We start from the raw sequence: 18,174 nt of genomic DNA, 5'->3' as shown, positions 1-18,174 counted from the left end.
CGGAGGTGAACGTGTCCCACTCGATGTCCGGCGGCGGCATGACCGGCTGGAGCATGCTCCGGTCGATACGCAGTCGTGACGAGATCTCCACCCACCGGCTCAAGCGCGGGGTCGCCCGCCGGATCGTGGCCTTCGCCCGCCCCTACCGCCGGGACATCGTCGTCTTCCTGGTCACCGTGGTGCTGGCCGCGGTCATCGGCGTCGCCACCCCGGTGCTCGCCGGTGACGTGATCGACACGATCACCCGCGGCGGCACGGACGCCGGCAGCGTGGTGGTCCGGCTGGCGTTCGTCATCGCCGGGCTCGCGGTGGTCGACGCGCTGCTCTCCCTGGCCCAGCGGTGGTATTCCGCCCGTATCGGCGAGGGCATCATCCTCGACCTGCGCACCCGGGTCTACGGCCACGTCCAGCGGATGCCGCTGCAGTTCTTCACCCGTACCCAGACGGGTGCGCTGGTCAGCCGGCTCAACAACGACGTGCTGGGCGCGCAGCGGGCATTCACCTCGACGCTGTCCGGGGTGGTCAGCAACGTCATCCAGCTCGTGCTCACCGCGGCGGTGATGTTCACGCTCTCCTGGCAGATCACCGCGCTCTCGCTGGTGCTGCTGCCGGTCTTCATCATCCCGGCCCGCCGGGTCGGCAAGCGGCTCGCCGAGATCACCCGCGAGTCCTACGACCTCGACGCGAAGATGAACGCCACGATGACCGAGCGGTTCGGCGTCTCGGGTGCGTTGCTGGTGAAGCTCTTCGGCCAGCCCGAGGTGGAGGCGCGGCGCTTCGCCGGGCGGGCCGAGCGGGTCCGCGACATCGGCATCCAGTCCGCGATGTACTCGCGGACCTTCTTCGTGGCGATGCTGCTGGTCGCGTCGCTGGCCCAGGCGCTCACCTACGGCCTCGGCGGTTGGCTGGCGGTAACCGGCAACGTCAGCGCCGGCACCGTGGTGACCCTCGCCCTGCTGCTCACCCGCCTCTACGGCCCGCTGACCGCGCTGTCCAACGTCCGGGTCGACGTGATGAGCGCGCTGGTCTCCTTCGACCGGGTCTTCGAGGTGCTCGACCTCAAGCCGACGATCCAGGAGAAGCCCGACGCCGTGCCCGTGCCCCGGGCCAGCGGTCGCGTCGAGTTCCGCGACGTGCGGTTCCGCTATCCCAGCGCCGCCGAGATCTCGCTCGCCTCCCTGGAGGAGGTCGCCACGCTCGACCGCACGATCAACGAGCCCGTGCTCAAGGGCGTCTCGTTCGCCGTGGAGCCGGGACAGATGGTGGCGCTTGTCGGCCCCTCCGGCGCCGGCAAGTCGACGCTGTCCATGCTGATCTCCCGCATCTACGACGTCACCGACGGGCAGGTGCTGGTCGGCGGGGTCGACGTCCGCGACGCCACCCTCGACTCGCTGCGCGACGAGATCGGCGTGGTCACGCAGGATTCGCACCTGTTCCACGAGACCATCGCCGAGAACCTGCGCTACGCCAAGCCTGACGCCACCGACGACGAGATCTGGGCGGCCCTGGCCGGGGCGCAGGTCGCCGACCTGGTCCGAGCCCTGCCCGACGGGCTGGACACGCTCGTCGGTGAGCGCGGCTACCGTTTCTCAGGTGGCGAGAAGCAGCGCATCGCCATCGCCCGCCTGCTGCTCAAGGCCCCGTCGATCGTGATCCTCGACGAGGCGACCGCGCACCTCGACTCGGAGAGCGAGGCCGCGGTGCAGCGGGCGCTGTCGGTGGCGCTGACCGGGCGTACGGCGCTGGTGATCGCGCACCGGCTCTCGACCGTCCGCGACGCCGACAAGATCCTGGTACTGGACGACGGGCGGATCGTCGAGCGGGGTCGGCACGACGAACTGGTGGCCGTGGGCGGGCTGTACGCCGAGCTCTACCGCACCCAGTTCGCGGTCGCCGACTCGCCCACCCCGTACGCCGACGCGACCGGGCCCGAGCCGGTGGCCGTGCCACCGCTGCGGCCCTACCTCGCCGACGAGGCGCTGCCGCCGGCGGCGGCCAACTGACGGCGCTGCCGCCGGCCGCGCCGACCCCGGCCGCGTCGGCCGGCTGGCTGCCCGGTTCAGCCGGCGGCGACGGCCGCCCGCAACTCGCCGAACGCGGCCCCGAGTGTCTCGGGGGTGAAGTGCGCGTTCAGGCCGCTGGGGTTGGGCAGCACCCAGAGCCGGGCGCCGGCCAGCGGCTCCGGCTGCGGCCCGAAGGCGGCCTTCGGCCGGGCGAACCCGATCCGGTACGCGGTCACCCCGACCACGGCCACCCAGCGGGGGCGGTAACGGGCGACCTTGCCGGCGAGGATCCGCGCTCCCTCGACCAGCTCGGCGGGGGTCAGCTCGTCGGCTCGGGCGCTGGCCCGCGCGACCATGTTGCTGATGCCCAGGCCGTACTCCGGCAGCTCGTCCTGCTCGCTGGGGTGCAGGAGCCGGGGCGTGAAGCCACCCCGGTGCAGCGCCGGCCAGAAGCGGTTGCCCGGCCGGGCGAAGTGCCATCCGGTCGCGGCCGACCAGAGCCCGGGGTTGATCCCGACGAAGAGCACGTCCAGGCCGGGGGCGACGACGTCGGGGATGGTGCGCTCCGCCGCCGCCGCGAGATCCTCCCGGCTGGGCCGCGGATACGTACGCGCGGACCCGGTCGCCCGCCGCCGGGTGGGGGAGCCGGGGTCCCGACCGTCGGCGGGCGTGACCATCACAGGCCCCGAAGCGCGCCGCCGTCGACCGGTACGGTGACCCCGGTGAGGTAGCTGGCGGCCGGGGAGAGCACGAACGCGGCGACCCGGCCGAACTCGTCCGGCGCGCCGATGCGGCGCAGTGGGATGGCCGCCTCGGCCTGCGCGCGCGCCCGGTCGGGGTCGCCGGTGGCGGCGAAGAGCTCCACGTTGCGGTCGGTCAAGATCCGTCCGGGCAGCAGGCCGACCACGCGCACGCCCCGGGGGCCGTACTCGTCGGCGACGTCCTTGGCCACGCCCGCCAGGCCGGGCCGCAGGCCGTTGGAGACGCCCAGGCCGGGCACCGGCCCGCGCGCCGAGGTCGACAGGACCAGCCCGACCGCGCCGCCCCCGCCGTCGGCGAGGTCGTCGGCGACGGTACGGACCATGCGGACGGTGCCGAGGAAGACCGTCTCGAAGGAGCGGCGCCACTGCTCGTCGGTGACCGATGCGGCGCTGCCCGGCGGCGGCCCGCCGACCGAGACCAGCGCCCCGTCCAACCGTCCGAAGTGTTCCCGGGCCGCAGCCACGAGGCGCTGCGGCGTCTCGGCGTCGGTGAGGTCGGCGGCCAACCCGACGGCCCGTTCAGGCCCGCCGAGGCGCTGGGCGGCGGCGCTGACCGCGTCGGCGTCGCGGGCGCAGAGCACGACGCGGGCGCCGTCGGCGACGAGGCACTGCGCGGTGGCGTAGCCCAGCCCCCGCGAGGCGCCGGTGAGTACGTACACCCGATCGGTCAGTCCGAGATCCATGCCGTCGATCCTGCCGTATCAGGTCGGAACCGCCACCGGGCCCCCACGGCGCGCTCCGCCCACCGGCGGGGCGGGGCGGTGGAGCGTTCAGGGGCGTGGCGGGGCGGTGGAGCGGGCCGGCGGCGAGGCGGTGGAGCGTTCAGCGGCGGGCGGGGCGCAGCAGGCGTACCCGGCCGGCGACCTGGACCGCGACGGCCCCGCCGGCCCGCCCCCAGCCGGGCAGCCGGCGCCGGCGCGGCGCAGCGTGCCCGTCGTAACGGTTCGCGGACTCGCGCGCGGCCAGCTCCTCCGCGCCCAGCGGCGGCAACGTGCCCCGGTCGCGCAGGTCGCGGGCCAGGTCCCAGCCGTCGCGCAGCGAGCCGGGGGACGGCCGTCCCGCCGCCCACCCGGCGAACGTCGCCGGCCACCGTGGGCCGAGGCCGGCGGCCAACAGCGGCCAGTGCCGGGCCACCTCCCCGGCGCGCTTGCGCAGCAACGCGGCCCCGGCGGCGGCGAGCGCGGCGGGGTCGAAGCCGGCCGGCGCCGGGGCGCCGGCCACCAGCGCGGCCACCAGCGCCGCCTGCCGGCCGGCCAGGTCGCCGCTCACGTCACCACCGGGAAACCGGACGCGGCGGCGAGGGCGTCCAACTCGCCGCGCAACAGGGGAGCGGGCGGGTAGTGCCCGTCGCGTTCGAGCAGGAGTGCCGGCGGCCGGTGGCGGGCGCACAGCTCCCGCAGCAGGTCGAGCACCGCCGGAGGGACCGCATCGGTGTGCGTGTCGTGATAGAAACCGGCGTGCTCGGCGCCGCCCGCGACGTGCGCGTAGGCGACCCGCTCCAGCGGCAGCCGGTCGAGCAGGGCCACCGGGTCGGTGCCCCGGTTGCGGGCGTTGGCGTACACGTTGGCGACGTCGAGCAGCAGGAACGCGCCGGTGCGCTCCAGGATCTCGGTGAGGAAGTCGGCCTCGTCCAACTCGTCGTCGGGCCAGTCGAACAGCGCCGCTACGGGTTCCAACGCGATCGGTACCGGCAGCTCGGCCTGTGCGCGGGCGACGTTGGCGCAGACGACGTCGACGGCCTCCCGGCTGCGGGGCAACGGCAGCAGGTGCCCCGCCTCGACGCCGCCGGCCCGGACGAAGGCGATGTGCTCGCTGACCAGTGGCGCCCCGACCAGCCGCGCCACTGCGCCCAGGTGGGCGACGCGCGCCGGATCGACGGGCTCCGCGCCGCCGAGGGAGAGCCGCACGCCGTGGGGTACGACGGTCACGCCCCGCTGCCGCAGCGCGGCGAGCCCCGCCGGCAGGGGGCCCGTGGCGCTGATGCCCTCCGCGACGACCTCCACGAAGCGCAGCCCGGGCAGGTCGGCGACGAGACCGGCGATCTCCGGCCGCCAGCCGATGCCCACGCCGTGCGGTCCGTTCATCCGCCGCACCCGCCGCCGCATCCCCCGCCGCCACCACCGCCGCAGGAACCGCCACCGCCGCAGGAACCGCCGCTGTCCCCACCGGCGGACCCGCCGGTGCTGCTGATCGCCTGCCGCTGGATCTCGGCCTGCTCGGCGAAACCGGGGTCCATCACCCACAGCGTCGCGGGGCCGAACAGCGCGACCCCCATCGCGGCTGTCGTCGGTCCGTACATGGAGTAGGCGGGGTTCGAGGCGGGCGCGAGGTGGATGTGCTGCTTGCGGAGGCTGCGCAGCGCCCGGGTGGCCGCGTGGGTGCGCCGGGGCACCCGGTTCACAAGGAAGGCGACCACGATCAGCGGGAGCTGGCTCAGCGCGAGCCAACCCACCGGCTGGTCGTTGGCCAGGCCCGCCACGATTCGTGCGACCCCGAGCAGTACCAGGACGGCGAGCAGGCCCGCGCGACGGTGCACCGAGGACTGGATCTCGGGGGTGATCACGAGGCCGCGCTGCTCCAGATCGATCCTGAGCTGGCGGAGTGCCCGGCGGACCCACTCGTCGCGGCCCAGTTCCCTGCTGACGGCGTGCCGGCTGGCGGCGAAGTGGACCGCCCGGTCCAGGCGCGTGAGCCCGGGCGGCGGCGGACCACCCGTGGTCAGCCGCCGGTCCGGCCGTACGCCGATCGCCCCGCTGCTGCGCAGCCCGCCGAGCGAGGCGCAGATCGCCAACCGCTCACCGCCGTTGAGATAGGCGACCTGCTGCGGGTCGAGCTGACCCAGGTCGGGCGTCGACGGGCCGGCGAGGACCCGGCGGCGCTGGACGACCACGCCGATGATGATCACTGCGGCGGCGAGGAGGTAGAGCCCGAGGAAGGCGGGGCCGGGGATGCCCCAGGTGTCACCGGGGGCGGCGAGGAGGCTCATGTGCGGCTCCTGTCGATGCGGGGGTGCCGCTCAATTGTGGAGCAGGCACACCAGCCCGCGTTCGCCCGCCCGAGCGGGTGGCGGCGGACGGCCTTCGCGGACCGGCCGGGCGCCGGTTCGCTGGCGGTGGCCGTCCCGGAGCGACCGGGCACCGGTTCAGCGGCGGCGGACGGCCTCCTCGACCAGGTCGAGCACCGGGCCGAGATCACCGGCCGGGCGGCCCATCGCCAGGTGCAGCACCAGGCCGTCGTAGGCGAGTTCCAGGAACTGGGCCAGCACGTCGATCGGCACGTCCTCGCGGAGCACGCCCGCCTCCCGCTGCCGGGCCAGCCGGTCGCGGGTCGCCTCGGCGACCGCGGCGGAGCGCTCCGCCCACCGCTGGGCGAACGCCGGGTCGGTCCGCAGCCGCCGGGACACCTCAAGCTGGCTGCCGAGCCAGCCCGTGGTGTCGGGGGAGACCGAGCCGGCCAGCAGGTCCCGCATGACCTGGACCAGGCCGTTGCGGGCCACCGTTTCCACCATGGCCGCCGCGTCGTCCTCGGCGACGGCCAGGAAGAGCGAGTCCTTGTCGCGGAAGTGATGGAAGATCGCGCCCCGGGACAGCCGGGTGGCCTCCTCGAGCCGGCGGACGGTCGCGCCTTCGTAGCCGTGCCGGGCGAAACAAGCCCGCGCGGCGGCGAGGATCTCCTGCCGGCGCGCGTCGAGCTGGTCCTGACTTACTCTGGGCACGGGTCGATCGTGGCACCTCACCCCCTCGCCATGCAAACCGTACGTACGGCTTGGTTTGACCGCCGGTGATCGTCTTCCCGGGGTGCCCCGGTCTACGATCGCCCGATGACGCAGCCCCCCACCGCCGTCGCGGTCCCCGCCGCACCCCTGACCGTCGCGGCCGTGCAGGCCGAGTCCGTTCCCGGCGACGTGGCCGGCAACGCGGCGAGCGCCGCCCGGCTGGTCCGCCACGCGACCGGGCGGGGCGCCCGGGTCGCCGTGCTGCCCGAGCTGTTCCTGCCCGCGTACCACCTGCCGACGCTCGCGGCGGACCCGGCCGGCACCGACGTCGCGGCCGACGCGGCGGGCACCGTCGACGACCCGCGGCTGGACCCGCTGCGCGAGGCGGCCCGCGACGGCGCCGCCGCCGTGGTGGTCGGTGCGGCCGTGCGGCATCCCGACGGCCGGCGCACGATCTCCGCGCTGCTGGTCGACCCCACCGGCGACGTCCGCGTCGGCTACGACAAGCAGCAGCTGTGGAGCGGCGAGCAGGAGTTGTTCGTCGCCGGCGACCGGGGCGCCACCCTGCTCGTCGACGACTGGCGGCTGGGGCTCGGCATCTGCTATGACGGTTGCTTCCCCGAGCACGGCCGGGCCGCCGCGGCCGACGGCGCGCACGGCTATCTCTGCCCGAGCGGCTACCTGGCCGGCTCCGAGCACCGCCGCGACCTCTACTACGCGGCCCGCGCGCTGGACAACACGATGTACGTGGTGTTCGCCAACCTGGTCGGCGGCACCGATCCGTGGCGGTTCAACGGTGGCGCCGCAGTCTACGACCCGCAGGGCCGTCCGTTGGCCAGGGGCGCCGACACCGGCGAATCCGTGCTGGTCGTCGCGCTCGACCCGGAGATCCTCGCCGCGAGCCGGGCCGCCCACCGCATGCTGCTGGACCGCCTGCCCGGGCAGGGGGGCGCCCGGACGACGCTGACGGCCTGACCGCGCGACGTCCATCCGGTGGGCTCGGCACTGTCGGCGGGGGGTCCCGGTCCCGTAGATTGCCCGAGTGCCGCTCCTCCTCCTGGACCTGGACAACACGTTGCTCGACCGGGCCGGTCCGTTTCGCGCCTGGGGGCAGCGTTTCCTGGCCGGGGTGGGCGCGCCGCCGGCCGACATCGACTGGCTGCTCGCCGTCGACGCCGACGGGCTGACCGACCGGTGGGACGTGGCGGATGCCGTGCGCGAGCGCTACAGCCTGCGGGTGCCGTCCATCGACCTGGTCGAGGAACTGCACGACGGCGTGGTGGCGAACATCCGGCTCGATCCGCTGGTCGCCTGCGCGCTGCGGATCGCCGGCGGGGCCGGCTGGACGCCCGTGGTGGTCAGCAACGGCGGTGTGCGGCAGCAGGAGGCCGTCATCCGGCGTACCGGGCTGGACCGGCTCGTCGCCGACTGGGTGATCTCCGAGGAGGTGGGCGTGAGCAAGCCCGATCCGAGGATCTTCACGCTGGCGACCCGGCGGGTGCGGCTACCCCTGCGTGGTGCCTGGGTCGTCGGCGACGGCCCGGAGGCGGACATCGGGGGCGCCGTCGCGGCGGGCCTGCCCAGCGTCTGGCTGCACCGGGGACGGCGCTGGGTCGAGACCCGGTTCGCCCCCACCCGCACCGTGGACGGCGTGATCGCCGCCGTCGCGGCGGTGCTCGCCGCCTGAGCCGACGGCGGTGCTCGCCGCCCCGCAACGGCGGCGGTGCTCGCCCGCAACGGCGGCGGTGCTCGCCGCCCCGCAACGGCGGCGGTGCTCGCCGCCCCGCAACGGCGGCGGTGCTCGCCGCCCCGCAACGGCGGCGGTGCTCGCCGCCTCGCAACGGCGGCGCGGCCGGGGTGGGTTAATTCGGTTGACCAGGCCGGCGTCGGACCGTGAGCATGGTCGACGCATCGTGCACCCGGGCCCGCGCCCGGTCGAGGAGAGGGGGTCGGTCATGGCCGTCTTCACGGGTCGTTTCCACCTGCCCCCAACAGCCTCGAGCAAGGGAACACCACACCAGTGCGCGATCACGACCTTCCGGCGCGCGAGCGCCGTAGCAGCGGCAGACGCCGCTTCGACGACGACGAACCGCTCTTCCTGAAGCGGGGCCGGGCCGCCGCGCCCGCCCCCGCCGATCCCGACGCCGAGCCCGATCCCGACACGGGGGAGCGCTGGTCCTCCTGGGACGACGCCGTGCACGGCCCGCAGCCCCACCCGGACTGGCTGGTCACCGACCTGGCCGCCAGGGACACCGAGTTGGGTGTGCTCAAGACCGGCAAGGAGGCGGACGTCCACCTGGTGCGCCGGGCGGTGCCCGGCACCGACCGGTCCTGCCTGCTGGCGGTCAAGCGCTACCGCGACGCCCAGCACCGGCTCTTCCACCGCGACGCCGGCTACCTGGAGGGTCGCCGGGTCCGCCGCTCCAGGGAGAACCGGGCGATGGCCGGCCGCACCGCCTTCGGGCGGCAGATGATCGCCGGGCAGTGGGCGGCGGCCGAGTTCGCCGCGCTGGCCCGGCTCTGGGAGGTCGGCGCGCGCCACGGCACCATCACCGTGCCCTATCCGGTGCAGGTGCGCGGCACCGAACTGATGCTGGAGTTCCTCGGCGACCCGGACGAGGGGCTGGCCGCGCCCCGGCTGGCCCAGCTCCGGCCGGACGCGGCGCAGGTGCGCGAGCTGTGGGAACAGCTCGTCGACGCCCTCGTGGTGCTCGCCCGCGCGGGTCTCGCGCACGGCGACCTGTCGCCGTACAACCTACTGGTGCACGCCGGGCGGCTGGTGCTGATCGACCTGCCGCAGGTCGTCGACGTGGTGGCCAACCCGCAGGGGTCCGAATTCCTGGCCCGCGACGTGCGGGTCGTCGCCACCTGGTTCGCGGCCCGGGGCCTGCCCCCGGCACAGGCCGACGCGGGCGCGCTGACCGCGTTGCTGCTGCGGGAGGCGGGGCTGCGCTGACCGCGGCGTCCGGGCGGCCGCCGTGGGCCGCCCGGGACACCGGTCACTGCAGGTAGCGCTCCACCTCGGGCTTGGGCCGCATCCCCTGGGCCTCCGGGTCGGCGTGGGTCTGCCGGGCGGCCCGCCGCCGGCGGAGCAGGTCCCAGCACTGGTCGAGGGACTCCTCCAGCTCGCGTAGCCGGGTACGGGCGTCGTCGTCGGTGCCCGGCTCGCCGGTCTGGGCGTCGCCGCGCAGCCGGTGCTCCTCGTCGACCAGCTCGGAGATCCGGTTCAGGATGGTCTTGTCGTCCATGTTCTGAGCCTGGCACAGCCCGGGCGGGCGCGCCCGCGTTCCCGCGTCGCGCGCCCCGACCGGGGAGCCGACGGCGGGGGCGCCGGAAGTGAGACTTGCCACGGGATCCTTCATGGACGCGTCTTCCCATGAACAAAATTCTCATTCGGTGCCTAGCGGAGCCTCGACGGGTGATGGCATGCTTCCTCGGCATCGTGACGCAAGGCAGCCGTACGCATGACGGTCTGTCACAACGGAGCGTGACATCGAGCGGGAGGAGTCAGGGGTGCGGGATGCGACGGCCGGGCCAGGTGCCGACGACCCAGGGGGGCGGGCGACCCGGCCCGCACCACTGTGGAGGAGGCTGCCGGCCCTGCTGCGTGATCCGTTGGGCCAGCTCGTCGCGATGGCTGATGCCGCCCCCGGCGAGGTCCTGCGGCTCAACCTCGGGACGATCCGCCCCTACCTGGTCGCGGAGCCGGCCCACGTACAGCACGTGTTGCGCGACAACGCCGCCAACTACACCCGCGGCGGCCGGAGCATGCTGTGGCGGTCGGTCCGCCAGCTCACCGGCGACGGCATCATGGCCGACGGGCCACGGTGGCAGGCCAGCCGCGGCCGGATGCAGCCGCACTTCACCGCCAAGCGCATCGACTCCATGGTGGACTCGATGAGCCGCGCCGTCAGTGATGCCGTCGACGAACTCGACGAGCCGGCCCGCACCGGCCGGTGGCTCGATGCCGGCACCGAACTGGGCCGGGTCATCTGCCGGTCGGTCAGCAGCGTCTTCTTCGCCGATCGGGTGAGCCTCGCCGACCAACTCCGGATCGTGGCCGCCCAGGACGTCATCGTGACCGCGCTGCGGTTGCGGCTGCTCCTGCCCTTCGTGCCGAACGCCGTGCCGGTGCCGGGCGACCGCGCCCTGCGCCGCGCCGTCGGCGTCGTTGACGACATCATGCTGCCCCTGGTGCGCGCCGAGCGGGCCCGGCCGCGCGACGGCGACGACCTGCTCGCCGCGCTGGTCAACGCCCGCGACGAGGATGGCCGCCCGCTCGATGTGCAGGGGGTACGCGACGACGTGGTGTCCGTGTTCGCCACCGCGACCGAGACGACGTACGCCGTGCTGACCTGGCTGTGGCCGATCCTGGACGCCAACCCGGAGGTCGCCGACCGCCTCTACGCCGAGCTGGACGAGGTGGTGGGCGCGGACCGGGTGATCAGCCGGGAGCAGTTGCTCGCCCTCACGTACACCCGGCAGTTCGTCGACGAGCTGCTGCGCATGTACCCCGCCGGTTGGCTGGTGCCCCGCGCGGCGGTGGCCGACGACGTCATCGGCGGCACCAAGATCAAGGCAGGCAGCGTGGTCGCCGTCAGCTCCTACGTCACCCAACGGCTGGCCCGGTACTGGGACCGCCCGGACACCTTCGACCCCGAGCGGTTCCGCGACGACCAGCCGCGCCGGGCACGGGCACACCGGTACGCGTACTTCCCGTTCGGTGGGGGCCCGCACCAGTGCCTCGGGCAGTACCTGTTCAACCTGGAGGCCCCGCTGGTGGTGGCGACGATCCTCAGCCGGTACCGCTTCCGCCTGCGCGACGCCGGGATGCCACCCAAGCAGCTGGCCGCGACCCTGCGTCCGGGGCGGCCGGTGGTCGTGGCACTGACCCCGGTGCGCGAGCGGAGGCCGGCATGAGCGCCGTGCCGGCGCCCGACCGGCTGCGCGCGGTGATGGCGGCGGTGACGCCGGGCGGGCGCGACGAGCTGCGTGACGCCCAGGAGCAGGGCCGCGTCTGCGGCCTGGCGGTACGCGGCCAGCGCGACCTTCAGGCGTCGGCCGCGACCCACCCCGAGCTGTTTCCCGCCGACCCCTTCGACACCATGCTGTTCACGAACATCTCGCTGGCCCTCGCCTTCGGCGCCCCGTGGTGCACGGCGGAGCAACTGCGGGCCGCGAACCGCACCGTGCTGTGGGGCTTCGCCCTCGACTGGCTGGTCGACCACCGGGCGCGCACGGGCGACGAGGTCGACGGGCTCGTCGCGCGCTGCCGCGCGGTCGCCGCCGGCGACGCACCGGCCGCCGACGACCACCTCGGCGCCTACCTGGCCGCCCTCCAGGACGAACTCGCGACGTCCCCCGCCTTCGCGGCGCACCGTCCGCTGTGGCGCGACCGCCTGGACGCCACGGTGTGCGCGATGGCCCGCGAGTGGCGGTGGAAGGCAGCCTGGCGGCCCGGTGACCGCTCGTCCCTGCCGAGCCTCGACGCATATCTCGACAACGCCGACAACCACGCGTGCACGATCGTCAACGTCGCGCACTGGCTCTACACCGGTGACGAGAACACCCTCGCCCGGCTCGACGAGCTGGTCGCGGTCAGCGACCAGGTGCAGCGCGCCCTGCGTCTCGTCAACGACCTCGGCACGTACGAGCGTGACCTGCGCTGGGGCGACCTGAACGCGCTGCTGCTGGTCGAGGACCGCACGGAGGTGGAGCAGCGGCTCGCCGACCTGGTGGACACCTGCCGCCGGATGCTGGTGCCGCTGCGCGCGTCCTGCCCGCGCGAGGCGGACTACCTGGCCCGGCAGGTCGGCTTCAGCAGCGGCTTCTACCAACTGGCGGACTTCTGGGGGATGTTGTGACGGCGCCCCCGGTCGCCGTCGGGGAGCTGGCCGGGCAGGGGCTCGCCGGGGCCGGCCGCCGACTGGTGGCGGCGATGCTGGACGCCCCCGCTGGCACGGTCTCACCCTCGGTCTACGAGACCGGCCGGCTGGTCAGCGACGCGCCCTGGCTGCCGGGGCACGCCGAGCGGTTGCGCTACCTGCTGGACACCCAGCGCGCCGACGGCGGGTGGGGGGCGCCGGGCGCGTACGGCCTGGTGCCGACCCTCAGCGCGGTGGAGGCACTGCTGGGCGCCCTGGACGGGCCGGGAGGCGTCGGCCCGCGGGAGGCGGGCCGGCTGTCGCCGGCCGCGCGGCGGGGCGTGGCGACGCTGCGCGACCGGCTGCTGGTCGCCGCCGAGCCCGTGCCGGACATGCCGGGCGTCGACCTGATCGTGCCCGCCCTGCTCGACCGGATCGACGCGCGCCTCGGCGCCGGGGCAGGGCGCCAGCCGGCGCTGCCGATGCCGCACGGCATGACCCGGCGCCGGGTCGAGGCCGTCGGGCGGCTGCTCGCGGCGGGCGCTGCCGTGCCGCAGAAGCTGTGGCACGCCTTCGAGGTGCTGGACGAACGGGCGCGGCGGCACCTGCGGGCGACACCGGTGGCCGGGGCCGTCGGCGCCTCGCCGGCCGCCACCGCGGCCTGGCTGGGTGATCCCGCCCGGCCCGACGCGGACGGGGCCGCGCTGGGCTACCTGCGGGGTGTCGTCGCGAGCGGCGGCGGGCCGGTGCCGTGCACGACACCCATCGCCGTGTTCGAGCGGGCCTGGGTGCTCGGCAGCCTGGCCCGCGTCGGCGCGGCGGTGGACGTGCCCGCCGAGCTGACCGTCGGCCTGGCCGCCGCGCTGGGTCCGACCGGCGCGGCCACCTCGCCCGGCCTGCCGGCCGACGCCGACACCACCGCCGCGGTGCTCTACGCGCTGGCGCGGCTCGGCCGCCCGGTCGCGCCCGAGAGCCTCCTGGCGTACGACACCGGCGCGCACTTCTGCACCTGGCAGGGCGAGGACGGCGCCTCCGTCACCACGAACGCCCACGTGCTGGAGGCGTTGGGCTGGCACGCCCGACACCGACCGGGTCGCCCGCACGCCGACGTGGTGCGGCGGGTGGCCGGCTGGCTGGTCGACGGCCAGCGCGCCGACGGCTGCTGGACGGACCGTTGGCACGCCTCGCCCTACTACGCGACGGCCAGCGTCGCGACGAGTCTTGCCGGGTACGGGCCCGACGGCACGGGTGCCCGGCTCGACCGGGCGGCCGGGTGGGTACGCGACACCCAGCGCGCCGACGGCTCGTGGGGACTGTGGGCGGGTACGCCGGAGGAGACCGCGTACGCCCTTCAGGTGCTGCTCGGCACCGGGCGGGCGGCCCGCGCGGGCGACGCGACGGTGGTGCGCCGGGCGCTCGCCTACCTCGACGAACACCGCGACGCGACCGGCGGGAGTCCACTGTGGCATGACAAGGATCTCTATCATCCGGTGCTCATCGTGCGGGCCGCCGTGCTTGCCGCGCGGCACCTGGCCGTGTTGACCGGGCACGCGGGGCGCGCGGCCTCCGATGAGGACGCGCCGGCCATGTCCCGCTCATGATCAGCACTGCTTGAGTGATCCTCGGGACACTGCTACCGTGCGCCGGTCGGTCGATGCGCCATGCGGAAACCGCCGATCGGACGAATCAGGCTCCCGGCGAGGGATGGTTTCAATGAGTTCCCGCAGTTCCAATCTGCGCCGGAAAGTCGTGGCCCTGCTGGCGTCACTCGTTGCGCTGTGGGCGTTCGCCGCGTGGGTGACCCTCCGGGAGGGCGTCAGTCTCCTCTGGGTGCAGGTGCTCGACGCGCAGGTCGCCCAGCCCGGTGAGCCGCTCGTGCTGGAGTTGCAGGCGGAACGCCGGGCCTCCGCGGCCTACCTGGGCGGTTCGGGCGCCGCCGAGCGGGAGCAGCTCGACGCGCAGTGGCGGCGGACCGAGGGCGTCGCCGACGACTTCCGCAAGTCCGTCAGCAGTTGGCGGGTGGACCTGGCGGCCGAGGAGAGTCAACGGCAGATCGACGTGGTCGTCAGCGGCCTGGACCAGCTCGGCGAGGTGCGTGAGTCGATCCGCGACCGCCAGGTGGACCGCGCCGCCGCCACCCGGGAGTACACCGAGCTCATCGACTCGGTGCTGCGGATGTACGGGTCGTTGGGCAACCTCGACGACGATCGGTTCACGCAGGAGACCGCCGCGCTGATCCAGCTCGTGCGGATCCGCGAACTCATGTCCCAGCAGGACGCCCTCGTCACCGGTTCCCTGGCCGCGGGCCGGATGACGCCCGAGGAGACCGCCGCCTTCGCCCGGGCCGCCGGCGCCCAGCGCTACCTCGACAGCCAGGTCCACAGTGAACTGGCGAGCACCGACCGCACCCGCTACGAGGCGCTGCTCGCCAGCGAGCCGTTCACCGCGTTCCGGTCCCTCGAGGACCGCATCGTCCTGCAGGGGCGGGCGGGCGGTACGCCGCCCGTGTCGGCGGCCGAGTGGCGCGCGGCGGCCGACGTGGTGGCCGAGCAGCAGCAGGGCTTCATCATCGAGGCCGGCGACGCGCTCGTGGACCGGGCCCTGCCGATCGCCGTCGGCGTCGTGCTGCGGCTGGTGCTGGCCGCCGGTCTGGGCCTGCTCGCCGTCATCGCCTCGATCGTCGTGTCGATCACCACCGCCCGCGCCCTGGTACAGCAGTTGGAACGGCTGCGTCAGGCGGCCTTCCAACTCGCCAACGAGCGGCTGCCCGGCGTGGTCGAGCGCCTCGGCCACGGCGAGGAGGTCGACGTCGCCAAGGAGGCGCCGCCGCTGGAGTTCGGCGACGACGAGATCGGCCAGGTGGGCAAGGCGTTCAACGCCGTGCAGGAGACCGCGATCCGCACCGCCGTCGAGCAGGCCGAGCTGCGCCGCAACGTGCGCGACGTCTTCCTCAGCCTGGCCCGGCGCACCCAGGCGCTGGTGCACCGCCAGCTCACCCTGCTCGACACGATGGAACGCCGCGAGCACGACGCCGAGGAGCTGGAGGACCTGTTCCGGGTCGATCACCTGGCCACCCGGATGCGGCGCAACGCGGAGAACCTCATCGTGCTCTCCGGTTCCACCCCCGGTCGGGCCTGGCGGCGCAACGTGCCGATGGTCGACGTCGTGCGCGGCGCGGTAGCCGAGGTGGAGGACTACACCCGGGTCAACGTGCTGCCCCTCGGCGCGGTCTCGCTCACCGGCCGCGCGGTCGGCGACGTCATCCACCTGCTCGCCGAGCTGATCGAGAACGGCCTGTCGTTCTCCCCGCCGCACACCTCGGTGGAGGTGCGCGGGCAGTTGGTGTCCAACGGTTTCGCCATCGAGATCGAGGACCGTGGCCTGGGCATGAGCGAGGAGGACCTGGCCGCCGCGAACGACCGCATCGTCGACCAGTCCGAGCTGAACCTGGCCAACGCCTCCCGGCTGGGGCTCTACGTCGTGAGCCGGCTGACCGAGCGGCACGGCGTGCGGGTGCAGCTCAAGGAGTCCGCGTACGGCGGCACGACCGCCGTCGTGCTGATCCCGGCCGAGCTGGTGACCACCGACGAGACGGACCCGAACACGTCCGGCGGGTTCCGCGCCGGCCTGCCCACCGGCCCGGTGCCCGGCGCGTCCGGCGAGGCCCCGCCCGCCGCCCCGCAGCCGCACCCGTCGGCGTCCGTGGCGCTCGCCGAGGCGTCGCCGGTGTCCGGGCCGCGGTCGACTCCCGACGCCGGCGTCGACGGCGACGTCGACGGCGAGGCGGGGGGCCTGCCGACCCGCTCGCGCGGCCGGAGCCTGCCGCCGGCCGGCCCGGCCCTCGACGCGCCGCTGCCGGCCCGACCCGATGGCGAGTCCGAGCGGTACGCGCTGGACGGCCCGACCTTCCCCACCGGCCTGCCGGTGACCGCCGCCCGGCCCGCCCCACCGGCGCCCGCTGCGGCGGAAACCCTCGCCGGGGCGTCCCCGGCGCTGGCGGCCGGCAGCGGGCCCGCGACGGCGGGCGGCCCGGCGCCGGCGGCCCGCGAGGTGACGGCACGCACCGACACGGGGCTGCCGGTGCGGGTCCGGCAGGCCAGCATCGTGCCGGAGCTGCGCGACGATCCGGCGACCGCCGGCGACGCGGACGGCGGCGGCACCGACGTGGTACGCCCGCCGGAGGAGGTACGCCAGATGATGAGCTCCTATCAGACCGGCACCCGGCGCGGCCGGACGGACGCCGCCCGGCTGGCCGGCACGACGGACGACAGCCGAACCCAGGCCGGCGAGGAACCCGACGCCGGCGACGACCTGCAAGCGACCTGACCGGCAGAGCCGCGGTACGGGATCTGTCCGCCGAGGCGGGCAGCCGAGACGAGCACGGCGACAACAGCCGGGGGAGAAGAGGACGACGAGTGGCGCAGAAGACGGCTTCGAGTGCCGACCTGACGTGGTTGCTGGATGATCTGGTCAGCCGGGTGAAGCAGGCCGACCACGCGGTCGCGCTCTCGACCGACGGCCTGTTGATGGCCGCCTCGCGAGGGCTCGGCCGGGACGACGCCGAACACCTGGCGGCCATGGCGGCCGGCATCCAGAGCCTGGCCCGGGGGGCGGGCAAGCGTTTCGGTGGCGGGCAGGTGCAGCAGACCATCATCGAGATGCAGTCGTCGTTCCTGTTCGTCACGGCGGCCGGACGCAACGCCTGCCTCGCCGTTCTCGCCAGCGAGGAGGCCGACGTCGGCCTGATCGCCTACGAGATGGCCATGCTGGTCACCCGCGTCGGCAAGTACGTCGCGTCGCCGTCCCGCAGCGGCGAGCAGCAGACCGGCGAGAAGTAACCGCGATGACGGCGCGGGGGGACTCCTCGGAGCACCAGTGGGTCGACGACCATGCCGGCCCGGTCGTGCGACCGTACGCGATGACTCGCGGCCGGGCCCGGCCGGTCACCGGCACGTTCGACCTGATCTCCCTGGTGACGGCTACCCGCTCCGACGTGACCCCGGAGGTCGGGCTGGGCCCCGAGCACCTGGCGATCGTCGGGCTCTGCCAGCGGATCCAGTCCGTCGCCGAGATCGCCGCCCACCTGGACCTGCCGGTGGGCACCATCCGGGTCCTGCTCGGTGACCTGGCGGCCCGCAGTCTCGTGCAGGTGCGCGAGCCGTACACCACAGCCGGCCTTCCCGACGACAGCATCTTCGAGGCGGTAATCAATGGACTACGGGCACTCTGAGCGGCCGGCGGGAGCAACGCCGCTGCCCACCGCGATCAAGATCCTCGTTGCGGGCGGTTTCGGCGTGGGCAAGACCACAATGGTCGGTGCGGTCAGCGAGACCCGCCCGCTGCGTACCGAGGAGGTGTTGACCGAGTCGGGCGTCGGCATCGACGACCTGTCCGGGGTGGAGGGCAAGACGACCACCACCGTGGCGATGGACTTCGGCCGCATCACCATCAGCGACGACCTGGTGCTCTATCTCTTCGGCACCCCGGGGCAGGACCGGTTCTGGTTCGTCTGGGACGAGCTGGCCCTCGGCGCGCTCGGTGCGGTCGTGCTCGCCGACACCCGGCGGCTGGCGGACTGCTTCCCCTCCATCGACTACTTCGAGGGCCGGGGCACGCCGTTCGTGGTGGCGGTGAACTGCTTCGAGGGGGCCCGGCAGTACCGGCTCGACGAGGTGCAGGCGGCGCTCAACCTCGACCCGGGGGTGCCGGTGCTGCTCTGCGACGCCCGGCAGCGGGAGTCGAGCAAGGAGGTGCTCATCACGCTGATGGAGCACGCCATGAAGACCCGGGAAGCCCGCCGCCGCACCGCCCTCCCCGCCCCCGAGTAGGCA

The 18,174-nt window shown here is 74.6% G+C and carries 18 protein-coding genes; 11 read left to right on the top strand and 7 right to left on the bottom strand.

Annotation, left to right across the window (positions count from 1 at the left end; translation table 11 throughout):
* The first annotated feature begins 23 nt into the window (after nt 1-23).
* Nucleotides 24-2,003 carry an ABC transporter ATP-binding protein gene (locus ACQ452_RS19170; protein ID WP_433394239.1) on the top strand — a complete coding sequence of 660 codons (1,980 nt, stop codon included), beginning with the start codon at nt 24-26 and terminating at the stop codon, nt 2,001-2,003.
* A gap of 56 nt (nt 2,004-2,059) precedes the next feature.
* Here the strand turns inward: ACQ452_RS19170 and mug are convergent, their stop codons facing one another.
* The 6 genes from mug to ACQ452_RS19140 all read right to left on the bottom strand — a co-directional run bounded on the left by mug (nt 2,060) and on the right by ACQ452_RS19140 (nt 6,479).
* Nucleotides 2,060-2,680, bottom strand: a complete 621-nt coding sequence (mug, locus tag ACQ452_RS19165; RefSeq protein WP_433386495.1) for a G/U mismatch-specific DNA glycosylase — start codon at nt 2,678-2,680, stop codon at nt 2,060-2,062.
* The gene (locus ACQ452_RS19160; protein WP_433386493.1) at nt 2,680-3,447 is read right to left on the bottom strand and encodes an SDR family oxidoreductase; all 768 of its coding nucleotides are present in this window, start codon (nt 3,445-3,447) and stop codon (nt 2,680-2,682) included. Before ACQ452_RS19160 ends, mug begins: the two co-directional genes overlap by 1 nt.
* Nucleotides 3,448-3,586: 139 nt before the next feature.
* Nucleotides 3,587-4,033, bottom strand: a complete 447-nt coding sequence (locus ACQ452_RS19155) for a hypothetical protein (RefSeq protein ID WP_433386491.1) — start codon at nt 4,031-4,033, stop codon at nt 3,587-3,589.
* Complete coding sequence (locus ACQ452_RS19150; RefSeq protein ID WP_433386489.1) at nt 4,030-4,848, bottom strand: DUF692 domain-containing protein; 819 nt, start codon at nt 4,846-4,848, stop codon at nt 4,030-4,032. Before ACQ452_RS19150 ends, ACQ452_RS19155 begins: the two co-directional genes overlap by 4 nt.
* A complete protein-coding gene (locus ACQ452_RS19145; RefSeq protein WP_433386487.1) occupies nt 4,845-5,750 on the bottom strand; it encodes a TIGR04222 domain-containing membrane protein in 906 nt (301 codons plus the stop codon). The genes ACQ452_RS19150 and ACQ452_RS19145 overlap by 4 nt, the downstream gene beginning before the upstream one ends.
* 156 nt (nt 5,751-5,906) lie before the next feature.
* Entirely contained in the window at nt 5,907-6,479 is a 573-nt protein-coding gene (locus ACQ452_RS19140; protein WP_433386485.1) for a TetR/AcrR family transcriptional regulator, read from the bottom strand.
* Between the two features lie 105 nt (nt 6,480-6,584).
* Here ACQ452_RS19140 and ACQ452_RS19135 point away from each other — a divergent pair, with 105 nt between their 5' ends.
* From ACQ452_RS19135 to ACQ452_RS19125, 3 genes are all read left to right on the top strand, one after another.
* Nucleotides 6,585-7,454 (top strand): carbon-nitrogen hydrolase family protein, encoded by an 870-nt coding sequence (locus ACQ452_RS19135; protein WP_433386483.1) that lies wholly within the window; start codon nt 6,585-6,587, stop codon nt 7,452-7,454.
* Between the two features lie 67 nt (nt 7,455-7,521).
* The gene (locus ACQ452_RS19130) at nt 7,522-8,166 is read left to right on the top strand and encodes an HAD family hydrolase (RefSeq protein ID WP_433386481.1); all 645 of its coding nucleotides are present in this window, start codon (nt 7,522-7,524) and stop codon (nt 8,164-8,166) included.
* A gap of 333 nt (nt 8,167-8,499) precedes the next feature.
* On the top strand, nt 8,500-9,435 hold the full coding sequence (locus ACQ452_RS19125) for a serine protein kinase RIO (protein WP_433386479.1): 936 nt from the start codon (nt 8,500-8,502) through the stop codon (nt 9,433-9,435).
* Nucleotides 9,436-9,478: 43 nt separating this feature from the next.
* Here ACQ452_RS19125 and ACQ452_RS19120 read toward each other — a convergent pair whose 3' ends face one another.
* Nucleotides 9,479-9,727 (bottom strand): DUF2630 family protein, encoded by a 249-nt coding sequence (locus tag ACQ452_RS19120; RefSeq protein ID WP_433386477.1) that lies wholly within the window; start codon nt 9,725-9,727, stop codon nt 9,479-9,481.
* Nucleotides 9,728-10,112: 385 nt separating this feature from the next.
* On the opposite strand from ACQ452_RS19120, the gene ACQ452_RS19115 reads away from it, so the two are divergent.
* From ACQ452_RS19115 to ACQ452_RS19085, 7 genes are all read left to right on the top strand, one after another.
* Nucleotides 10,113-11,399, top strand: a complete 1,287-nt coding sequence (locus ACQ452_RS19115; protein ID WP_433394237.1) for a cytochrome P450 — start codon at nt 10,113-10,115, stop codon at nt 11,397-11,399.
* Between the two features lie 35 nt (nt 11,400-11,434).
* Nucleotides 11,435-12,343 carry a terpene synthase family protein gene (locus ACQ452_RS19110; RefSeq protein WP_433394235.1) on the top strand — a complete coding sequence of 303 codons (909 nt, stop codon included), beginning with the start codon at nt 11,435-11,437 and terminating at the stop codon, nt 12,341-12,343.
* Entirely contained in the window at nt 12,340-13,944 is a 1,605-nt protein-coding gene (locus ACQ452_RS19105; protein WP_433386475.1) for a prenyltransferase, read from the top strand. Before ACQ452_RS19110 ends, ACQ452_RS19105 begins: the two co-directional genes overlap by 4 nt.
* Nucleotides 13,945-14,056: 112 nt before the next feature.
* On the top strand, nt 14,057-16,669 hold the full coding sequence (locus ACQ452_RS19100) for a sensor histidine kinase (protein ID WP_433386473.1): 2,613 nt from the start codon (nt 14,057-14,059) through the stop codon (nt 16,667-16,669).
* Nucleotides 16,670-16,758: 89 nt separating this feature from the next.
* Nucleotides 16,759-17,181: a roadblock/LC7 domain-containing protein gene (locus tag ACQ452_RS19095; RefSeq protein WP_433386471.1), complete on the top strand. Its 423-nt coding sequence runs from the start codon at nt 16,759-16,761 to the stop codon at nt 17,179-17,181.
* Between the two features lie 5 nt (nt 17,182-17,186).
* Entirely contained in the window at nt 17,187-17,573 is a 387-nt protein-coding gene (locus ACQ452_RS19090) for a DUF742 domain-containing protein (protein ID WP_433386469.1), read from the top strand.
* A complete protein-coding gene (locus ACQ452_RS19085; RefSeq protein ID WP_433386467.1) occupies nt 17,554-18,171 on the top strand; it encodes a GTP-binding protein in 618 nt (205 codons plus the stop codon). Before ACQ452_RS19090 ends, ACQ452_RS19085 begins: the two co-directional genes overlap by 20 nt.
* The last annotated feature ends 3 nt before the right edge of the window (nt 18,172-18,174 follow it).

Origin of the sequence: Micromonospora sp. KLBMP9576 (assembly GCF_050941805.1) — a bacterium.
Lineage (GTDB): Bacteria > Actinomycetota > Actinomycetes > Mycobacteriales > Micromonosporaceae > Micromonospora.
The sequence above is the reverse complement of the archived record's forward strand: the minus strand, read 5'-3'. Positions and strand labels throughout refer to the sequence as shown.

What these genes read in the sequence shown, in the direction of transcription:
- ACQ452_RS19115 (WP_433394237.1), top strand. Translation starts at nt 10,113, where the DNA reads ATGGCTGATGCCGCCCCCGGCGAGGTCCTGCGGCTCAACCTCGGGACG.
- ACQ452_RS19145 (WP_433386487.1), bottom strand. Translation starts at nt 5,750, where the DNA reads ATGAGCCTCCTCGCCGCCCCCGGTGACACCTGGGGCATCCCCGGCCCC.
- ACQ452_RS19135 (WP_433386483.1), top strand. Translation starts at nt 6,585, where the DNA reads ATGACGCAGCCCCCCACCGCCGTCGCGGTCCCCGCCGCACCCCTGACC.
- ACQ452_RS19085 (WP_433386467.1), top strand. Translation starts at nt 17,554, where the DNA reads ATGGACTACGGGCACTCTGAGCGGCCGGCGGGAGCAACGCCGCTGCCC.
- mug (WP_433386495.1), bottom strand. Translation starts at nt 2,680, where the DNA reads ATGGTCACGCCCGCCGACGGTCGGGACCCCGGCTCCCCCACCCGGCGG.
- ACQ452_RS19150 (WP_433386489.1), bottom strand. Translation starts at nt 4,848, where the DNA reads ATGAACGGACCGCACGGCGTGGGCATCGGCTGGCGGCCGGAGATCGCC.
- ACQ452_RS19110 (WP_433394235.1), top strand. Translation starts at nt 11,435, where the DNA reads ATGGCGGCGGTGACGCCGGGCGGGCGCGACGAGCTGCGTGACGCCCAG.
- ACQ452_RS19100 (WP_433386473.1), top strand. Translation starts at nt 14,057, where the DNA reads ATGAGTTCCCGCAGTTCCAATCTGCGCCGGAAAGTCGTGGCCCTGCTG.
- ACQ452_RS19170 (WP_433394239.1), top strand. Translation starts at nt 24, where the DNA reads ATGTCCGGCGGCGGCATGACCGGCTGGAGCATGCTCCGGTCGATACGC.
- ACQ452_RS19160 (WP_433386493.1), bottom strand. Translation starts at nt 3,447, where the DNA reads ATGGATCTCGGACTGACCGATCGGGTGTACGTACTCACCGGCGCCTCG.
- ACQ452_RS19120 (WP_433386477.1), bottom strand. Translation starts at nt 9,727, where the DNA reads ATGGACGACAAGACCATCCTGAACCGGATCTCCGAGCTGGTCGACGAG.
- ACQ452_RS19090 (WP_433386469.1), top strand. Translation starts at nt 17,187, where the DNA reads ATGACGGCGCGGGGGGACTCCTCGGAGCACCAGTGGGTCGACGACCAT.